A 17,921-nucleotide genomic window follows, 5' to 3' on the forward strand; every position below is an offset into this window, starting at 1 on the left:
GCCCGGGTGCCCTCGCCGTTTTGGCGAGCGTCCGACCGTAGGCTAGAGTTACATGTCGGCCCGGGAACTCGTTCCGGGGCCATTGGGGTATGGTGTAATTGGCAACACGGCTGATTCTGGTTCAGTTGTTCTTGGTTCGAGTCCAGGTACCCCAGCAGTGAGAAAGCCCCGGTCACGCCCGGGGTTTTCGCGTATCTGGAGCGATCCTCCCGGCATGTCCGATTCAGCTGGTCTGTGCCGCTTTCGACGGAGCATCTCGCAGCTTCGGCCGATGTTCCGCGCGGGGCGGTTCAGCCGCGAGGCAGGCCCTGGAACTCCGAGAAGAGCCCCATGAGTTCGTCGTCGACCTCGCGCTGCGTGAGCAGGATGCCGATGGTGCCATCCGGGTCGACGTGGAAGGTCGTCCCCTGCCCTCCCAACCAGGTGTACCGTCCGCGGTGTGGGCCACTCGTCGCCACGCTGACGCCATACCCCCACCCCGTCTCGTCCCAGAACGTCGGGGAGAAGAAGCTGTCGGGCGCCTTGGCGGCCGCGGGAGTCTGGTCGCTGACCATCGCAGCGGCCAGCTCGATCGGAAGCATCCGCTCGCCTCGTGCCGGTCCGGTCTGCGCGACGCCGCCGTGCACCAGCATCCGCAGGAATCCCAGGTAGTCCTCGGCGGTCGACACCAGCTCGGAGTGACTCTCCTCGAACGGTGGGTCGCCAACGTGGAACCCCCCACCGGCCGGCTCGGTCTCAGTGGGGCCCATCTCCGTCTGCCGGTACGCCGCCGGAAGCCGATGCACCTTCTCGACGGGTACGCGGAATCCGGTGTCGACCATGCCGAGCGGGCGGAACAGATCGTCGCGCAGTTGATCGCGGGCAGGCCGACCGGTGACGCGCGAGATCAAGATGCCGAGGATGGCGAAGGAGTGATGGTACCGCCATCCCTCACCCGGCTGGAACGCGAGCGGCAGGTCGGTGAGCCGTGACAGCCACTCCTGTGAGCCCAACATGACCGGACCCACGCCTGCATCGGTGCCGTTCTCGACCATCGCGCGCCGCAGCGGGGAGTCGACGAGGATCATTCCGTATCCGCTGGTGTTGGTGAGCAGGTGCCGCAACGTGATCGGCCGCGCCGCAGGCACCGTGTCGGACAATGCCGCCGTGGGCGAGACCAGCACGCGACGGTCGGCCAGTTCGGGCAGCCATCGCACGAGCGGGTCGTCCAAGCCCAACCGTCCCATCGCGACCAGACGCAGGGCGGACGCGCTGGTGATCGCCTTCGTCATCGACTGGATGCGCATGATCGCATCCGGCCGCATCGGGGGTCCCTCCACTGCCATCGAGCCGACTGCGACCGTGTCGGGCGGGTGATCGGCGGAACCGAGGAGGGCAACGGCGCCCAGAATGGTCCCCCGCTCGACGTGTGAGACCAGGAGCTCCTGCAACGGCGTGCTCACACCCGGGAGTATCCCACGGCGCCCCCTACATGGCATGGCGGCCGTACGGCGGAGTGGATCAGGACCCCGCGACCACCCGGCGCTCCAGGGCTTCGATAACGGTCTCGGCGATGTCGATGTCGTAGAGCCGCTCGACGCTCTGGAACCCGCCGGGGCTCTCCGGGTTGATCTCCACGATCTTGTCACCGATCACGTCGATGCCCACGAGGAACATGCCATCGGCGACGAGCTTGTCGCCGATCGCCTCGACGATGCCGAGCTCGGCCTCGCCGATCTCGAGGGGCACCGACCGACCACCCTTGCTGATGTTGGCGCGCGGGTCATTGCCGGTGGGCACGCGACGGAAGGCGGCCTGCCTGCCGTCGCGCTCGAGGATGCGACCCTCCAGCAGGAAGATCCGGGCATCGCCGTCTTCGCCTCCGTCGATGAACTCCTGGACGATGGCGTAGCCCTCCTGCAGCACCGCCTCCGTCATCTGCGTCAGGTTGGTCTCTCCCGGGCCCTCGATCATGAAGACGTTGCGACCCTTGGCCCCGTACAGCGGTTTGACGACGGAGCGGCCGATCTCGTCGACGAACCGCTCGATCGCTTCGGGATCTCGCGTCACCAGGGACCGTGGTCGGACCGACTCGGGGAATTCCTCGAGGTAGAGCTTGCTGGTAGCGCGATGGAGATTCACGGGGTCGTTGACCACCGTCACGCCTCGGTCGGCAAGCATCCGTCCGAACACCACGCCCATCGGGCTGGCCCACGGTCGCTCCTGCAGGTCGTCGATCGACTCGTTGCGCAGGACCAGCGCGTCCAGGTCGTCCATGACGACGCGCTCGGCGTCACGCGCCTTGATCCCTTCCATGAAGCTCGCCAGGGTGTCGTCGCTCTTCCACCTCGCAGCGCGAGCCATGGCCGCGAACTGCCCGTCGCTGCTGCCGAGCTCGAAGTCCCCGACGCCGACGTACCAGGTCTCGTGACCGCGCCTGGATGCGGCCCTGGCGAGCCGGGTGGTCGCGTATTCGTCGATCTCGGTGTCGACGTCGTTGACCAGGAAAGCGAGCCTCATGCCGCCACTCCTTCCTCGTAGAGATCGGTGACCGACGCGCCCTCGCGCAGACGTGCCAGACGCTCCTGCGCACCGGGCACATCCAGCCAGCGTGGCCGGATCCACGGCGGATGGAGCACCTCGCGATCGAGCAGGTCCTGCACCAAGGGGATGTGGTCCAAGGCGAGCTTGCCGACCAGCAGGACGTCGAGGCGATTGCCCTCGGCAAGTGCGTCGAGGATCCGCGTGATTCCGCGCAGGTAGATCGCATCCTTCACCGAGCCGCCTCCGACGACGACGCGAATGGCGATCGACCACGCGGTCCGCGCCGGGATGCGATGTTCGGCCCGCAGCGACTCGAAGATGTCGAGGAAGCCCGCGCCGTCGAGCACCTTGCCGACCGCGACCACTCGCGCCGCGAGCACACGCAGCCGCCGCGGGTCCAAGCCACCCGTCAGGTACTCGGCGAGCACCGCGAGGCCCTCCTGGGTCTCGTCGTAACCGGGAAGGCCGATGGTGAGCAGCTCCAACGGCTGCCGGGCACCGTTCTGGTAGGTGACGACGTGGGTGCCGACCTCGTGGTGCAGCAACGGCTCGACACGGTCGGCCCGGAACGCCGCGGACTCCGGGATGAGCAGGTGGCCGAACGACACCATGAGCTCGGAGATGTCGTCGCGCACCTCGACGCGGACGGGGAAGTCCGGATACACGGCGCGGTAGCGCTCGAACTCCGCACGGGCGGCGTCGGCGAACGCCCCGGCGGTGACGGTCTGGGTGCTCGGCGCCTGCGGGGGGATGGTCTCGAGCAGTTCCTCCGCCGCCGCGGCCAGCGCAGGGGCCACCGTTCCGTAGAGCTGCAGCGACCCGTAGAGGAACCGCGACGTGTCGCGGTCCTCCAACGCGGTGATCTGCCGGGCGATCTCGTCCCGCTTCGCTCGGAAGAGGGAATGCAGCGCCGGATCGTCGACATTCTCGACCTCGAGGTTGTACAGGTCACGCCGCGTCAGGTCGGGGTCGAAGTCCAACGGCCGCAGCCGCAGCGTGGGGGCCGTGCCGAAGTCACTCCGTTCGAAGTCCGCCCACGCCTCCGCGGAGTTGAGCGGAGTCACGTTGACGAGCAGATCCACGCGGCGCTCGATCTCGGTGAGCCGCGAGTCGATCTCGAACGCGGGCGCCAGCTGGTCGGTCGGCGAGGACATGGCACGAACATACTCACGCGTCGTGGGTCCGACTCAACCCCTTGCACGGTCCGAGCTCGACGGTTCCGGCGGTGTCGACTCCTTCCATGCGACTCGCGCGACCAGAACGAGCTGAGTGGCGATCTCTCACACAGCAGGCGATGCTTCGGGGCCTTACCGGACCGTGAGCGTGTCGGGAGGCCTGAGCGGTCAGTCGGTCTGCGCCCGGTCCGAACACTCCGCCGGCGTCGCGTCCGGAACCATCGCGGTGAGGCTCCGCAGCGTCGGCACGCCATCGCGAAGAGACGGACAAAGCTGGGTCGCGATCGCGCGGTCGAGGCTTCCGGTGCTGTATCCGGACAATGCCCAGCCGAGCGGCGGCACGACCGCGGGCTCGGTCGATGGTGCGACGACGACGGTCAGGGCGGGCAACACGTCGTGGATATCGTCGATGGCCTGACTCGCGGCATCCGATCCTGTGCCAACCGTTCCGAAGGCGCCGCCGATGCGTTGGATCCAGGCCGACTGCGCCGCCTGCTTCGACGCCGCCGCGAACCCGACGACGGGGACCAGCGGCTCGGCGGAGACCGCGTCCAGGTCCTCCCGAAGGTCGTATCCCGCCGAGTTCTTCATGAACACCAAGACGGGAACGATCGGATTCGCATCATCGTGTTCCATGTTCCATTCGGCGATCGCATCGGCAATCGTCGGTGCGAGATCGGCGGCGGTGCCGAGTCCCGATCCCTCGGCATATCCTCCGTCGATCAGCTGCAGGTCTTCCGTGCCGCATCCGTCGCGCTCGCCCAGGCGAGCGGCCGGCGTGATGATCGGGAACCGGGCGGACAGCATGGCCGAGGTCGCCCAATCCATTCGGGCGAAGCAGCCCGAGCCCATCGGGAGCGTGGCCGCGGGCGACATCGCGCCCGATGCGCACGTGAGTTCGCCCGACCCGGCGACGTGACTCGCGACGAGCAGCTTGCACTTGCTCCGCGCGTCGGTCGAATTCAGCACCGGGATGCCGATGCGATCCGACGCCGCGAGCGCAACCGGATCCGCGAGGCCGGGAACCGCGTCGATCCACGTCTGCTCGATGAGCGCGGCACGATCCTGCCATGCCGTCTTGTTCTTCCACAGTGATGGGAAGTGGACGCCGGTGTCGGTTGCGAGCAGGTCGCCGACGAGCAGAGCCGCGACGCCGGTCCCCACGGTCGTCGGACCGGCCAGTTTTCGCAGATCCGCTTTCGCGCCGGATTCCTTCGTGCTGGCAGCGGTGGCGGCAAGGCCCACCGAGCCGCCGCTGACACCGCTGCTCAAGAGGATGGAGTCGGCCAGACATCCACCATGGTCGCGAAGGGCCTCGAGTGCTCGGGTCGTCCAGTACGCGGCGCGGATGCCTCCGCCCTCGGCGACCACGACCACCGCCGGGATGAACGTCTCGCCCCCGTTGGTGCCGGCAAGGCATCCGGCTTCGGCGAGCGCGGCCAGGCGTGTATCGACCACCGAACGGAAGCCCTCATCTTCCCCTGCGTCATCGGTCTGGGACGCCTCGACGGCTCCCCGGGCGGCGTGCAGCGCCGGGTCGTCGCGGTCGACCAGCGCCAGGATCATCGACACGATCAGCGGAATCGTGATCGCGAGCGTCAGCACCGGATTCGCGCGCAAGCGCATCACGCGGAAGAGCGGCGCCGGCTGCCGGTCCTGCACCGCCACCGTGAACGCGCCGAGCACCGCGCCCCACGCAGTGAGCGCGAGCACGGTGACGGCAGCCCCGCCGAGCAAGGTTGCTAGCTGGATCGGGAAAAACGCGAGGAACGCGAGGATGGCCACGCCGGCGAGGAAGAAGATTACGAGGAGGGTCCGGTGTCGATGAGCGAGCGCGGCATCCTCCGGGCGGTCGAGGCGCTGCGCCGGATCGAGGAGCGGATCCGGAACGGCGTGCCACAGCACGATCCTCGGCGCCGCCATCACCACGACGACGCCAGTGATGAGCGCAGCCAGAGATCCGGCGTACGGCCAGCCTCCGCCGCTGAGACCGGGCCCGGCGAGCACAGGCGCGGTGAACGACCGTATCAACCCGAGCCCGCCGATGCCCACGGTCGCCGCGGCGGTCAGGTCGCCGACCAGCCATGCGTACTCCGCACGCACTGGATAGTCGACGCGTCCATCGATGTTCGACGGCCACCATGCCGTGACGAAGTACGAGGCGATCACGATCGCCGGAATGGCGAGGAACACCGCGGCGATCGGCGCGAACCCCGCATCACCGGTCGTTCGCAGGGTGAGGAGGAAGAGGACGACCCAGATTCCGATCGGCACCAGCCACCAGATCACGTCGCGGCCGCTCGTCGGCACGGCGTAGGAGTTGAATCCGTCCGCCGCCGACACCAGCGCGCGAGAGCGCGCGCGCCCCAGCACGAGCGCGCACAGCGCTGCCACACCGACCGCGGCGCCGGCGGCGATCGCATGACCCAGACCGGGCCAACCCATACCGACCCACTGACGTTGAATGTCGGGGAGCTGGTCGAGCACGCCGTCGGATGGGATGCATGCGAACAGGAAGAGCCCCGCGATCAGGAATGCCGACAGACGATGCACCCAGAGTGCCTGGCCGATTCGCACTGAGAGCTCTGCGATGAACCCTCGCGATCCCGAACGGCGTACGCCCTCCACGTGATCACGCAGGAGGAGTACGACGAGCAGCGCGAGGAACACCCACTTCCCGGTGGAAGCGCATGCCACCAGCACGCCGAACAGCTCGGATGTCACGATGACGTGGCCTGCCCCGCCAGACGCGAGGAGGATGGCGCCGATGACGAGCAGTACGAACTCGACCGCCTCGAAAACGACGGCTGCCACGAGCGTGGCGCTCGCTGCCGGTCTCCGGGCCGGGGTCATGCGCTTGATCAGGCGGCGGAAGATCCAAACGTAGACCACGATGATCAGCAGGTCGACTGCGAGCGAGATCCCGATGAGCCAGGCCACCGATCCCGTGCCGGCTGCGGCGTTCGACGCCCAGTAACCCCACGCTTCTCGGCTCGCCAGCGCGAACGGCCCGATCACGCTGCCGAGCGGGGAGCCGGCACCATCCTGACTCAACGATCCGGCGATCAGTCGATCGATTTCGAGCACGATGATGAACGCGGCCAGCAGGAGGAACACCGCCGTCAACACCCGGGCGGCACGCGGCCTGCGTGCGTCCACCCACGCGCTTATCGAGTCCGACGGCAGTTCGGGTGCCGGCGCGGCGGCACCATCGCTGACAGTCATGCGTCCCCCCGTCTGCGTGACTTGGCCGGATCTTACGCCGAGCGCTCATCGTGCGATGCGCCCCGATCGGGGGCAATCCGGCCTTCGGCCCGCGCGCCCCCCGGGTGATGGCCCGACCAGCTGAGCGTGCCCGGGAATGCCCGGAGCATCCTCGCGTTGGCCATAGGTGGGGCCGCTCCGCGCGGCTGCCCAGGAGGAGGAACGTGACCGAGCAGACCGCCGTGGGATTCCGCTCCGAACGTGGACCTGTGCTGATCGCGCTGATGCTGTGCACCGGGCTGGTGGCGATCGAGGCGACGATCCTCGCGACGGCCGTGCCGTCGATCGTGGCCGACATCGGCGGCTTCGCGCAGTTCCCGTGGCTGTTCTCGATCTACCTGCTCGCCCAGGCCGTCTCGGTGCCGGTCTACGCCAAGCTCGCCGACACCGTCGGTCGCAAGCCGATCATCCTCGTCGGCGCCGGCACCTTCCTCCTCGGTTCGATCCTCGCCGGCTTCGCATGGGACATGACGTCGCTCATCGTCTTCCGTGCGATCCAGGGTCTCGGCGCCGGAGCCGTGCTTCCGGTGTCGATCACGATCACCGGCGACATCTACACGGTGCGCGAGCGCGCCCGGGTGCAGGGCTACATCGCGAGCGTCTGGGCCGCGTCATCCGTCATCGGGCCCTCGCTCGGCGGCGTTTTCGCCGAGTTCCTCTCGTGGCGCTGGATCTTCTTCGTCAACATCCCGCTGAGCATCCTCGCGGCATGGATGCTCATCCGGAACTACCACGAGACCGTGGAGCGCAAGAAGCATCGCATCGACATCGCCGGAGCGGTCGTGCTCACCGCCGGGCTCACGCTGCTCATCCTCGCCGTCCTCGAGGGTGGGCAGGCCTGGGCGTGGAGCTCGTGGCAGTCGATCGGCGCGTTCGCCGTCGCGGCGCTGCTCCTCGTGGCGTTCGTGCTCATCGAGCGGCGCGCAGCCGAGCCGGTGCTGCCGCTCTGGGTGTTCTCGCGACGGCTCATCGTCACGACCTCGCTGATGTCGTTCGGCGTCGGCGCGGTGCTCGTCGGCCTGACCTCGTACGTGCCGACGTTCCTCGAGGTGTCGGCGGGCGCGACGCCGCTCATCTCCGGACTCTCGGTCGCGGCCCTCACGCTCGGCTGGCCGATCTCCGCGTCGCAGTCGGGTCGCCTCTTCCTACGCATCGGCTTCCGCAACACCGCGTTCCTCGGCCTCGGCATCGCCGTGCTCGGCACCGTCGGGCTCATCGCAGCCACGTTCGTGCCGAACCCGGTGACGACGGCGATCGCGTGCTTCGTCGTCGGCCTGGGCCTCGGGCTCGTGGCATCGCCGACGCTCATCGCCGCCCAGTCGTCGGTCCCGTGGTCCGAGCGGGGCGTCGTCACCGGCGCGAACATGTTCCTGCGCTCGATGGGCAGCGCCGTCGGAGTCGCGATCTTCGGTGCCGTCGCCAACGCGATGATCGACGCCTCGGGGCTCGGCGCGCACTCCGCCGCGGCGATCCAGGGCGCGTCGGCCGCGGTGTTCATCGGCGTGGCGATCGCGGCGGTCGCGACGATCGCGGGCGCCGTCGCGATGCCCCGCGCGCACGTCGACGACATCGAGCACCGCCCGGCGGAACACGAGCCGACCGCCGCCGCGGGCTGACGGGGATCCGCCCTGCGGAACGCCCGGAGGAGTGCGGGGGCCGCGTGGTTCGCTCCTCGCGTTCCGGCGTGCCGACGCCCCGGCTGGACAACTCCCGCCGGCTGAGGTTCCATGGTTCTCGGGGGTCGGAACGGCCCCCGAACAGGTGCCGGGGCGACCGGTGCGGGAACTCGGAGGTGGTCGATGGAGCCCGGGTTCCGCAACATGCGCAACCGCGACTTCCAGGAGACGCGGACGCCGGTCGGCGTCGTCGGCGGCTTCGTCGGACTGGTGGCGGCGAGCGCTGCAGCGGCCCTGCTCCTCACGGCGGCGGTGACGCCGGCCATCGCGGCGGTCGGGGTCGCGACATCCAGCACCATCTCGATGTTCGAGAACCTGCCGAGCTACCTCGAGATCGGCGAGCTCTCCGAGAAGAGCAACATCTACGCCACCCAGTCCGACGGCAAGGCCGTGCTGCTCGCGTCGTTCTACGACCAGAACCGCGTCGAGGTGGGCTGGGACCAGATCAACCAGTACGTGAAGGACGCCGCGATCGCCGGTGAGGACCCGCGGTTCTACGAGCACAGCGGTGTCGACCTGCAGGGCACCATGCGCGCCGCCGCCACCACCGCGACCGGCCGCGAGACGCAGGGCGGTTCGTCGATCGCCCAGCAGTACGTCAAGAACGTGCGCGTTCAGGAATGCGAGCGCAATGCGGCCTCGCCCGAGGAGGCCGACGGCTGCTACGACGCGGTCACCGAGACCACGATCGACCGCAAGCTCAAGGAGATGCGGCTCGCGATCGGCATCGAGAAGCGGTACACCAAGAGCGAGATCCTGCTCGGCTACCTCAACATCGCCGGATTCGGCGGCACCGTCTACGGCATCGAGGCCGCCGCGAACTACTACTACGGCATGTCCGCGGCGAGCGTGAGCCTGCCGCAGGCGGCGTCGCTGCTCGCGATCGTCAACAATCCCGGGAAGTTCCGGCTCGACCAGCCGGACAGCGAGACCAACGGCGCGGCGAACGGATACGCCGAGAACACCGGGCGCCGCAACTACATCCTGCGCAGCATGCTCGAGGAGCAGAAGATCACCCAGGCCGAGTACGACGCCGCAGTGGCCACGCCGGTCGAGCCGAGCATCCACGAGCCGAGCACGGGATGCCAGACCGCCGGCGGCAGCGCGTACTTCTGCGACTACGTCAAGAACATCCTCCAGAACGATCCGACGTTCGGCGAGGACCAGGAGACCCGGATGCTCAACTTCCGGCGCGGCGGCTACGACGTCTACACGACGCTCGACCTCGACCTCCAGCAGGCCGCGGTCCGTGCGATCGGCACGCATGTGCCGGCGACGTATCCCGGATGGGACGTCGGCGGCGTCATCTCGAGCGTGCAGGTGGGCACGGGTCGCGTGCTCGCGATGGCCGAGAACCGCGTCTACAGCCAGGATCCCGCCGTGCTCGCCAAGGGACCGCAGTTCACGAGCATCAACTACAACACCGACTTCGCCTACGGCGGATCGCGCGGCTTCCAACCCGGATCCTCGTACAAGGTCTTCACGCTCGCCGAATGGCTGAGCTCCGGGCACGGCCTCGGTGAACGAGTGGACTCGGCGCCGAAGAGCAACTGGGGCACGTTCCAGGACAGCTGCCTCGGTCCGCACTTCGCAGGAGACTGGAATCCGCGCAACGACGCGAACGAATCCGGCGGCAACTACAGCGCGATGGAATCGACCATCGGCTCGATCAACACGGGCTTCATCGGGATGGCGAAGGAGCTCGACCTCTGCAACATCCGCAAGCGTGCCGAGGCCTTCGGCGTGCACCGCGCCGACGGGGACCCGCTCGTGCAGGGGCCCTCTTCGGTGATCGGGACGAACGAGGTGGCACCGCTCAGCATGGCCGTGGCCTTCGCCGGCATCTCGAACAACGGCAAGACCTGCACCCCGATCGCCATCGATCGGATCGTCGGTCGTGACGGCAACGAGATCCCGGTGCCCAAGACGACGTGCACGCAGTCGGTGACGCCCGAGGTGGCGGCGGCGATGCACACCGCGCTCGGTGCGGTGATGACGAGCGGCACGGCGCAGGCCTCGAACAACGCCACCGTGCCATCCGTGCCGCTCATCGGCAAGACGGGCACCACCGACGGGGCGAAGGACACCTGGATGGTCGGCGCGAGCTCGAAGGTCGCCACGGCGGTCGCCGTCCTCAGCGTGAACGGCGACGCCAACCAGCGTGGGATCTCGTTCGACACCGGCAGTGCGGCGACCGCGCGCCACCGCATGTGGCCCGAGGTCATGTCCGTGGCCGCGGCGAAGTACGGCGGCGATCCCTTCACCCAGGCCGGCATGGGTCCGGTGACCGGACCGGGGTCCTCACCCGACGGGTCCGGGGATGACGGCGGCGATGGCGGCGGCGACGGCGGCGGCGGCGACGGTGGCGGCGGCGACGGACCAGGCAACAACGGCAACGGCAACGGCAACGGGAACGGCCGCGGCAACGACTGAGCGACGCGCCTCCGACGCCTCGTGATCGGCGGGATTCCGTGGCATCCCTGATGACGCGATGGCCCGCGCGTGCCACGCTGGATCCCACACGGCGCCGGACCCGGTCCGGCACGTGGCATCCGGAGCATCGCGATGGACGGTCGGAACGAGGTCGACGTCCGCGTCCCCGAATCCCACGAGGACACGGGACCCGGTGCGCCTCCGGCCACCACGACGAACGCCCCGGACGAAGCACCTCCGACTGACGCGCCGCCGCCGTCTCCGCCACCCGCCTCGACGTCCAAGGTGGTCATCGAATGGCTCGGCGTGCTGCTGCCGTTCACGACGGTGCTCACCGCGCTGGCGTTCTGGTTCGGCTGGACGCTGACGAACGCGCGCAGCCGGTACCTCGGCGTCGATGCCAGCGTGTTCGGCTTCACACCGACTGACTACATCCTGCGCAGCGCCGACGCGGTCATCGTGCCGGTGATCCTCATCTGCCTCGCCGGGCTGCTGTGGGTGAGCCTGCTCGCCGGCGTCAATGTGCTGCTCGACCGCCCCGCGATGCGGTCCCCGGTCCGCATCGGCGCCATCATCGTGTTCGCGGTCTCGCTGTTCGGGCTGATCGTGGCGCTGCGCGCCATGTTCGTCGGATTCGCACCAGGCACGCACTACCTCGCGGCGCCCCTCCTCCTCGGGGTCAGCGCGACGCTCGCGGGCACGGCCGCGTCGGTGTTGCGGCGGACCGCGTCCGATCCGAACCTTCGGCTCGCGCGGCTCTGGGGCCGCAGCGGCGTGATCCTCACCGCGACGATCGTCGTCGCGAGCCTGTTCTGGGCGTCGACCCTCTACGCCGACGCCCTCGGGCGCGGGCGCGGGCGCGATGTGGAGCAGCAGCTCGAACGTCTTCCATCGGTCGTGGTGTACAGCGCCGCACCGCTCGGGCTCAGCGCGCCCGTGGAATCCGAGCCCGTCGAGGACGGCGGGCGCTATGCGGTCCGGTACGAGGGACTGCGCCTGCTGCTGAAGTCGGATGGCTCGTACTTCCTGCTGCCCGACGGATGGCGCAGCGGGGACGGTCCCGTGATCGTGCTGCGCGATGAGGCGGACATCCGACTCGAATTCACGGCTGGAGGTGGATGACATGAACGACATCCCACGTAAGGCGAGTGCGGCCGCCGTTGCACTGATGGTCGCGCTCCTCGGCGGGTGCGCGACGGCCGACCCGCTCGCGCAGCCCGGTGCCGAACGGTCCGGCGAGCCGACTCCGGCACCTGACCCGGACCCGAACCCGGCTCCCGAACCCGAACCGGAGCCCGAGCCGCTTCCGGTCGAGACCAACGAGGTGCGCCTGACCTGGGTCGAGACCGGCGGGGCGTCCCGTCCGAGGGTCGAGTTCCCCGACGGCATGCCCTACTTCGCGCACTTCGACGTGAACCCCGACGGCAGCGACCCCGTGACGATCGAGTCGATCGCCATCGGTCCGGAGCAGGAGTTCTCGATCGACAGCGACGGATGCAGCGGCGCGATCGTCTCGACGGAGGAGGCCTGTGCCATCACCTTGGCCTTCACCGCCGGCGGGGTCGGCGTGTTCCAGACCGTCCTCAGGGTGAAGCCCGTGGGCGGCCCGGCAGCCGACATGACGGTCGCGATCGAGGTCGTGGACGAGTCGCCCGATCCGGATCCGGATCCCGACGGCACGGATGGAACGGATGGCACCGACGGTACGGACGGCACCGACGGCACCGACGGCACCGACGGCACCGACGGCGAGGAGGACGCCTCGCTCGACTGAGCGGGCGCCCTCCTGCGGCCGATCATGGCCGCGGAGCCGATGGTCAGGCGGATGTCACCGCGAGCCGGCTGTGACGGACCCGGTGCACCGCCCACGCGGCGAGCGCTGCGAACACGAGCGCCCCGAAGACGAGCATCCACGGCAGGAGTGCGCCGGGGGAGACGCCCTGCGTCCCCGCCGCGAGCTGTGCCGAGCCCGCCGCGAGCTGTCCGTTGCCGTCGCTGAGCTGCGCCGCGCCATCGGAGAGGTCGGTCGCGCCCGTGGCGAGGACGATGCTCCCGTCGGCGAGGGTCTGCGTGCCGACCGCCAGCTCCGACGAGCCGGAGGCGAGTTCGTCCAAGCCGTCGGAGAGGCCCCGTGCGCCCGTCGAGAGCGCACCCGTGCCCGTGGCGAGCTCGCTCGCGCCGGTCGAGAGGCGCTGCGCTCCCGCGGCCAGCTCCGCGGAGCCGCTCGCGAGCTTCTCCGTGCCGGCGACCAGTTCGTCCACCTTCACGTCGAGCGTCGCGGTGCCGCCGCGCAGGTTCGCCGCGCCGCTGCTGACCTGGGCCGCACCCGCGGCCACCGCGGACGCGCCGTCGGCGACCTTGCGGGTGCCCGCCGAGAGCTCGGCGGTGCCGGCGGCGAGCCGGCTCGATCCGGCGGCGGCGGCGTCCGCGCCATCCGACAGCGTCGTCGCGCCGGACCGCAGCGCCACCGCGCCTCCGTGCGCCGAGTGGACGCCCGCGGCGAGCGTGTCGAGGCCGGCACGCGTGGACTCGGCGCCCGCGGCGACCGACTTGGAGCCGGCCGAGACCGCGCCCGCGGCCCCCGACAGCCCCGCGGCCGAGTCGCGGAGCGCGGCCGCCTGCGCGACGAGCGCCGCATCGGCCCCCGCATCGACGAGCGCGGCGTGGAATGCCGTCAGCGCGGCGGAGAGATCAGCGCTGCCCGCAGCGACACCTGACGCGCCGTCGCGGACGGATGCCGCTCCGGCCGCGAGGGTGACGGAGCCCTGGGCGAGTGCCGCCGCACCCGCGTCGGCCTGCTGGAGCCCCGTGGCCAGGGCACCCGCGCCCGCATCGAGCTTGCCCGCACCGTCCGCCAGTGCGCGGACGCCCGCGTCGAGTGAGGCCGCGCCGCCGGCGATGGTGCCGGCGGCCGCGCTCGCGCTCGCCGCGCCGCCGGCGAGCGCGCCGGCGCCCGACGAGGTGCGGCCGGCGCCGTCCGCGAGGCGTGCCGCGCCGTCGTTCGCCCGGGTGATTCCATCGGACAGCAGGTTCGAGCCGCTCGCGGCACGCTCCGCGCCCGCCGAGAGGTCGTTCGCACCCGAGGCGCTGCGTGCGGCACCGTCCGACAACTCGACGGCGCCCGCGGCGGCCTTCGCGGCGCCCGCCTCGACCTTCGCGGCGCCGGCTGCGGCGCTCTCGGCCCCGTCGGCGACCTTGTCGGCGCCTGCGGCCGCCGTCTCGGCGCCGTCGCTCACCTCGCCGGCGCCCGCGGCGAGCCGTTCGGCGCCGTCGGCCAGTTCGGAGGATCCGGCGTCGGCCTGTCCGGCGCCGTCGGAGAGGCTCTTCGCCCCTGCCGAGATTGTGTTGGTGGTGAGCAGGAAGAACGCCGCCAGGGCGATGAGCGCGATCGTCACGGCGATCGCCGCGATCCGCACGCCCACGCCGTGCCGGTGCGGCGCGTGGTCGATTCTCGTCATTGAGGCTCCTGTGGTCCGGGCACGACGAAGCGGCCCGGGTCGGGGGGTGCAGGACGACGGCGCGGTGGTGCGGGCGCGCCGCCACTCGTGACGCAACGCGGAGGCCTGCGGCCGCGACATCCGGCCCCCGGCGCCCCGATGCGCGCGAAAGTGGCACGAATCTGGCAGAGGCGTTGTGGACTCGTCAACGCAACGCCGGAAAGTTGGGCGGAATCCGCCAAGGGCCGGTCAGGGTCGGCGGCCGGCCGTTGTGGGACCGCTACAGGTCGAACGAGTCGCCCGGCTCGAGCGCGAGGTACTCGCCGCCGTGCTGCTCGGTCGCCCACTTGAGCCGGGCGTTCGAGAGGTCCTTTCCCGCGCGGGAGAGCACCATCTCGTGGGTGGGGAAGGCCCGCCGCGGCGCGACCGCCATGATGTAGTCCATCGCCTCGGCGATCTTCATCCAGGGTGCGCCCGCCGGGGCGGCCAGCGCTTCCACTTGGACGTCGTGCGGGACCGCGAACGAGTCGCCCGCGTAGTAGAGCGCGTCGTTGACGAGGACGCCGACGTTGTCGATGACGGGGATCGACGAGTGGATGATCGCGTGCCGGCCGCCGAAGAACCGCATCCGAAACGGGCCGACCTCGAACTCGTCTCCGGGTGCGACGCGCTCGACCTCGACACCGGCCTCGGCGGCCGCGTCGGCCATCCCGGCCGGGCCGAACACCCGCACCTCGGGATTGCGGTCGCGGATGCGGCCGAGCTGCTCGGGCGTCCAGTGGTCGTCGTGCTGGTGGGTGACCACGACCGCGAGCGCGCCGGAGGCTTCGGTGATCGGAGTCGTGAACTTGCCCGGGTCGATGAACAGCCGGTTGCCGGAGTGCTCGACGACGAGGGCGGCATGCTCGAGCTTGGTGACGCGCATGGTCAGAGCCAACACCGTGTCCGGAGCACGCGCAACGGGGTTGCCTGCCACAATCGCAGCATGACGCGTGGCCCCCGCCGACTCCTCATCGCGGTGAACCCGTACGCCTCGTTCGGGCGCAACCGCTGGGTCGGGCCGGCGGTGGCCGAGCGCCTGGCCGACGAGGGGTACGAGGTCGCCCTGCTCCGCGAGGAGAACTTCGAACTGCTGCGCCGCGAGACGCAGTCGGCGTTCGAGCAGGGCACCGACGGGCTCGTCGTGGTCGGCGGGGACGGCATGGTCTCCATGGGCGTCAACATCCTCGCGCGCACGGGCGTGCCGCTCGGCGTCGTCGGAGCCGGCACCGGCAACGACTTCGCACGGGCGCTCGGCCTGCCGCACGAGCAGCCCGAGGCGGGCATCGACGCGCTGGTCGAGGCGTTGAAGCGGCCGCCGCAGACCATCGACCTCGGGTTGGTGCATCACGGCGAGCTTCGCACGTGGTTCGCGTGCGTCCTGTCGGCGGGCTTCGACGCGGTGGTCAACGAACGGGCCAACCGGATGGTGCGACCGCGCGGTCCGAGCCGGTACACGCTCGCGCTGGTCCGCGAACTCGCGACGTTCCGCCCCCGCAGGTACGTCATGACGCTCGACGGGGCCCACCGCGCGCAGTCCGCGATGCTCGTGTCCATCGCCAACACGCCCTCGCTGGGCGGGGGCATGCGCATCGTGCCGCACGCCGACCTCTCCGACGGGCTGCTCGACGTCTTCATCGTGCATCCGCTCTCGCGCCTCGGGCTGATCTCGGTGTTCCCGCGCGTGTTCGCGGGCGAGCACGTCGACCATCCGGCCGTCGAGTTCGTCCGGGCCCGCCGGGTGCGGCTCGAGGCCGACGGCATCGTCGCGTACGCCGACGGCGAGCGGATCGGGGCATTGCCGATCGAGGTCGAGGTCGTGCCCGGCGCGTTGTCGGTGTTCGCCTGACCCGCCCGATCGACGGGCCAGCCGCTCGATTTGGAATGCGCGCAACCCGTATGACATACTCGAACACGTTGCGACGAGGCCCCATCGTTTAGCGGCCTAGGACGCCGCCCTCTCACGGCGGTAGCGCGGGTTCAAATCCCGCTGGGGTCACCAACACACCGAAACGCCCTCGGCAGTCATGCCGGGGGCGTTTCGTCATGTTCGGCGCGTCGCCGATCGACCGCTAGACTCGTCCGAGCGAAGGGGAGTATCCCGCCGGGGTTCGCGCCCCGGGCCACGATCGTCAGTACGAGCGCCGCCGATGCCGCTCCGGTCGCGGCGGCGCACCACGGGTGCAGCCGGGAGAGACTTTCGGGCTCCACCGTCCCTGCTCACCCTTCGAAAGGCGCCTCGTGACCCAGCTTCCCCTCTGGTTCGAAGTCGGCTCGCTCATCGTGCTGACCCTCATCCTCGTCGCCGACCTGCTGCTCGTGATCAAGCGGCCGCACGTGCCGTCGTTCCGCGAGTCGACGCTCTGGGTCGTCTTCTACATCGTGCTCGCGCTCATCTTCGCCGGGCTGATGTTCGTGATCGGCGACGCCGAGCACGGGGCGCAGTTCCTGGCCGGATGGCTCACCGAGTACAGCCTGTCGATCGACAACCTGTTCGTGTTCGTCATCATCATGGCCAGGTTCGCGGTGCCGAGGAAGTACCAGCAGGAGGTGCTCATGGTGGGCATCATCCTCGCCCTCGTCCTGCGCGGCATCTTCATCCTGCTGGGGGCGCAGCTCATCGCGAACTTCAGCTGGATCTTCTACATCTTCGGCGCGTTCCTGCTCTGGACGGCGTTCAACCAGGCCTTCGGCGACCACGAGGACGACGGCAAGGACTCGGCCCTCATCCGCGTGCTGCGCCGTCGGCTGCCGATCACGAACGACTACGACGGCATCAAGCTCCGCACCGTGATCAACGGCAAGCGGTTCTTCACGCCCATGCTGATCGTGTTCGTCGCCATCGGCACGACCGACCTGATCTTCGCGCTCGACTCCATCCCGGCGATCTTCGGCATCACGCAGAGCCCGTTCATCGTCTTCACGGCGAACGTGTTCGCCCTGATGGGCCTGCGGCAGCTGTACTTCCTCCTCGGCGGCCTGCTGGAGCGCCTCGAGTACCTCAAGTACGGCATCGCGTTCATCCTCGCGTTCATCGGCGTGAAGCTCGTGCTCCACGCGATGCACGAGAACGAGCTGGCGTTCATCAACGGCGGCGAGCACATCGAGTGGGCGCCCGACATCTCCACGTGGACCTCGCTCGCCGTCATCATCGGTGCCATGGCCGTGGCGACCGTCGCGAGCCTCGTCAAGGCGAACCTCGACGCACGCCGCCGCGGCCACACGCTCGGCGAGGAGATCCCGCACTTCACCGAGGAGGGCGACCGCGCCGAGCGCGCGAGCGACGAGACCTCCGCTCCGCGCTGAGCCTCTCCACAGACGCGGTCGCGATGCGCGGCAGGCGCCCGGCGCTTGCTAGCGTTGAGCGACTGCGC

12 protein-coding genes and 2 tRNA genes are annotated in these 17,921 nt (G+C 69.9%); 8 read left to right on the top strand and 6 right to left on the bottom strand.

The window, feature by feature from the left end; all coding sequences use genetic code 11:
• Nucleotides 1–83: 83 nt before the first annotated feature.
• Nucleotides 84–155 (top strand) — tRNA-Gln (locus BLT99_RS03955).
• A gap of 135 nt (nucleotides 156–290) precedes the next feature.
• Here the strand turns inward: BLT99_RS03955 and BLT99_RS03960 are convergent.
• From BLT99_RS03960 to BLT99_RS03975, 4 genes are all read right to left on the bottom strand, one after another.
• Nucleotides 291–1,478 carry a serine hydrolase domain-containing protein gene (locus tag BLT99_RS03960; RefSeq protein WP_092669483.1) on the bottom strand — a complete coding sequence of 396 codons (1,188 nt, stop codon included), beginning with the start codon at nucleotides 1,476–1,478 and terminating at the stop codon, nucleotides 291–293.
• 22 nt (nucleotides 1,479–1,500) lie between these two features.
• Nucleotides 1,501–2,499: an ATP-grasp domain-containing protein gene (locus BLT99_RS03965; protein ID WP_092669489.1), complete on the bottom strand. Its 999-nt coding sequence runs from the start codon at nucleotides 2,497–2,499 to the stop codon at nucleotides 1,501–1,503.
• Nucleotides 2,496–3,677, bottom strand: coding sequence for a flavohemoglobin expression-modulating QEGLA motif protein (locus BLT99_RS03970; RefSeq protein WP_092669490.1), 1,182 nt, complete (start codon nucleotides 3,675–3,677; stop codon nucleotides 2,496–2,498). The genes BLT99_RS03965 and BLT99_RS03970 overlap by 4 nt, the downstream gene beginning before the upstream one ends.
• Before the next feature lie 189 nt (nucleotides 3,678–3,866).
• A complete protein-coding gene (locus tag BLT99_RS03975) occupies nucleotides 3,867–6,923 on the bottom strand; it encodes an MFS transporter (RefSeq protein WP_133988553.1) in 3,057 nt (1,018 codons plus the stop codon).
• 263 nt (nucleotides 6,924–7,186) lie between these two features.
• On the opposite strand from BLT99_RS03975, the gene BLT99_RS03980 reads away from it, so the two are divergent.
• The 4 genes from BLT99_RS03980 to BLT99_RS03995 all read left to right on the top strand — a co-directional run bounded on the left by BLT99_RS03980 (nucleotide 7,187) and on the right by BLT99_RS03995 (nucleotide 12,845).
• Nucleotides 7,187–8,578 (top strand): MFS transporter, encoded by a 1,392-nt coding sequence (locus BLT99_RS03980; protein ID WP_229724722.1) that lies wholly within the window; start codon nucleotides 7,187–7,189, stop codon nucleotides 8,576–8,578.
• 183 nt (nucleotides 8,579–8,761) lie between these two features.
• Nucleotides 8,762–11,071: a transglycosylase domain-containing protein gene (locus BLT99_RS03985; protein WP_166670923.1), complete on the top strand. Its 2,310-nt coding sequence runs from the start codon at nucleotides 8,762–8,764 to the stop codon at nucleotides 11,069–11,071.
• 285 nt (nucleotides 11,072–11,356) lie between these two features.
• The gene (locus BLT99_RS03990) at nucleotides 11,357–12,193 is read left to right on the top strand and encodes a hypothetical protein (RefSeq protein WP_133988552.1); all 837 of its coding nucleotides are present in this window, start codon (nucleotides 11,357–11,359) and stop codon (nucleotides 12,191–12,193) included.
• Between the two features lies 1 nt (nucleotide 12,194).
• Nucleotides 12,195–12,845, top strand: a complete 651-nt coding sequence (locus BLT99_RS03995) for a hypothetical protein (RefSeq protein WP_092669496.1) — start codon at nucleotides 12,195–12,197, stop codon at nucleotides 12,843–12,845.
• Nucleotides 12,846–12,888: 43 nt separating this feature from the next.
• Here BLT99_RS03995 and BLT99_RS04000 read toward each other — a convergent pair whose 3' ends face one another.
• Nucleotides 12,889–14,529: a YhgE/Pip domain-containing protein gene (locus BLT99_RS04000; RefSeq protein WP_166670922.1), complete on the bottom strand. Its 1,641-nt coding sequence runs from the start codon at nucleotides 14,527–14,529 to the stop codon at nucleotides 12,889–12,891.
• 259 nt (nucleotides 14,530–14,788) lie between these two features.
• A complete protein-coding gene (locus BLT99_RS04005; protein ID WP_092669498.1) occupies nucleotides 14,789–15,433 on the bottom strand; it encodes an MBL fold metallo-hydrolase in 645 nt (214 codons plus the stop codon).
• Between the two features lie 60 nt (nucleotides 15,434–15,493).
• On the opposite strand from BLT99_RS04005, the gene BLT99_RS04010 reads away from it, so the two are divergent.
• The 3 genes from BLT99_RS04010 to BLT99_RS04020 all read left to right on the top strand — a co-directional run bounded on the left by BLT99_RS04010 (nucleotide 15,494) and on the right by BLT99_RS04020 (nucleotide 17,853).
• Nucleotides 15,494–16,396, top strand: coding sequence for a diacylglycerol/lipid kinase family protein (locus BLT99_RS04010; protein WP_092669499.1), 903 nt, complete (start codon nucleotides 15,494–15,496; stop codon nucleotides 16,394–16,396).
• 77 nt (nucleotides 16,397–16,473) lie between these two features.
• A tRNA-Glu gene (locus BLT99_RS04015) sits at nucleotides 16,474–16,549 on the top strand.
• A 239-nt stretch (nucleotides 16,550–16,788) separates the two neighbouring features.
• Nucleotides 16,789–17,853 (top strand): TerC family protein, encoded by a 1,065-nt coding sequence (locus BLT99_RS04020; protein WP_092669500.1) that lies wholly within the window; start codon nucleotides 16,789–16,791, stop codon nucleotides 17,851–17,853.
• The last annotated feature ends 68 nt before the right edge of the window (nucleotides 17,854–17,921 follow it).

This window comes from Agromyces flavus, from assembly GCF_900104685.1.
Taxonomy (GTDB): Bacteria; Actinomycetota; Actinomycetes; order Actinomycetales; family Microbacteriaceae; genus Agromyces; species Agromyces flavus.

What these genes read in the sequence shown, in the direction of transcription:
- BLT99_RS03960 (WP_092669483.1), bottom strand. Translation starts at nt 1,478, where the DNA reads ATGCCATGTAGGGGGCGCCGTGGGATACTCCCGGGTGTGAGCACGCCG.
- BLT99_RS03965 (WP_092669489.1), bottom strand. Translation starts at nt 2,499, where the DNA reads ATGAGGCTCGCTTTCCTGGTCAACGACGTCGACACCGAGATCGACGAA.
- BLT99_RS03970 (WP_092669490.1), bottom strand. Translation starts at nt 3,677, where the DNA reads ATGTCCTCGCCGACCGACCAGCTGGCGCCCGCGTTCGAGATCGACTCG.
- BLT99_RS03975 (WP_133988553.1), bottom strand. Translation starts at nt 6,923, where the DNA reads ATGACTGTCAGCGATGGTGCCGCCGCGCCGGCACCCGAACTGCCGTCG.
- BLT99_RS03980 (WP_229724722.1), top strand. Translation starts at nt 7,187, where the DNA reads ATGCTGTGCACCGGGCTGGTGGCGATCGAGGCGACGATCCTCGCGACG.
- BLT99_RS03985 (WP_166670923.1), top strand. Translation starts at nt 8,762, where the DNA reads ATGGAGCCCGGGTTCCGCAACATGCGCAACCGCGACTTCCAGGAGACG.
- BLT99_RS03995 (WP_092669496.1), top strand. Translation starts at nt 12,195, where the DNA reads ATGAACGACATCCCACGTAAGGCGAGTGCGGCCGCCGTTGCACTGATG.
- BLT99_RS04000 (WP_166670922.1), bottom strand. Translation starts at nt 14,529, where the DNA reads ATGACGAGAATCGACCACGCGCCGCACCGGCACGGCGTGGGCGTGCGG.
- BLT99_RS04005 (WP_092669498.1), bottom strand. Translation starts at nt 15,433, where the DNA reads ATGCGCGTCACCAAGCTCGAGCATGCCGCCCTCGTCGTCGAGCACTCC.
- BLT99_RS04010 (WP_092669499.1), top strand. Translation starts at nt 15,494, where the DNA reads ATGACGCGTGGCCCCCGCCGACTCCTCATCGCGGTGAACCCGTACGCC.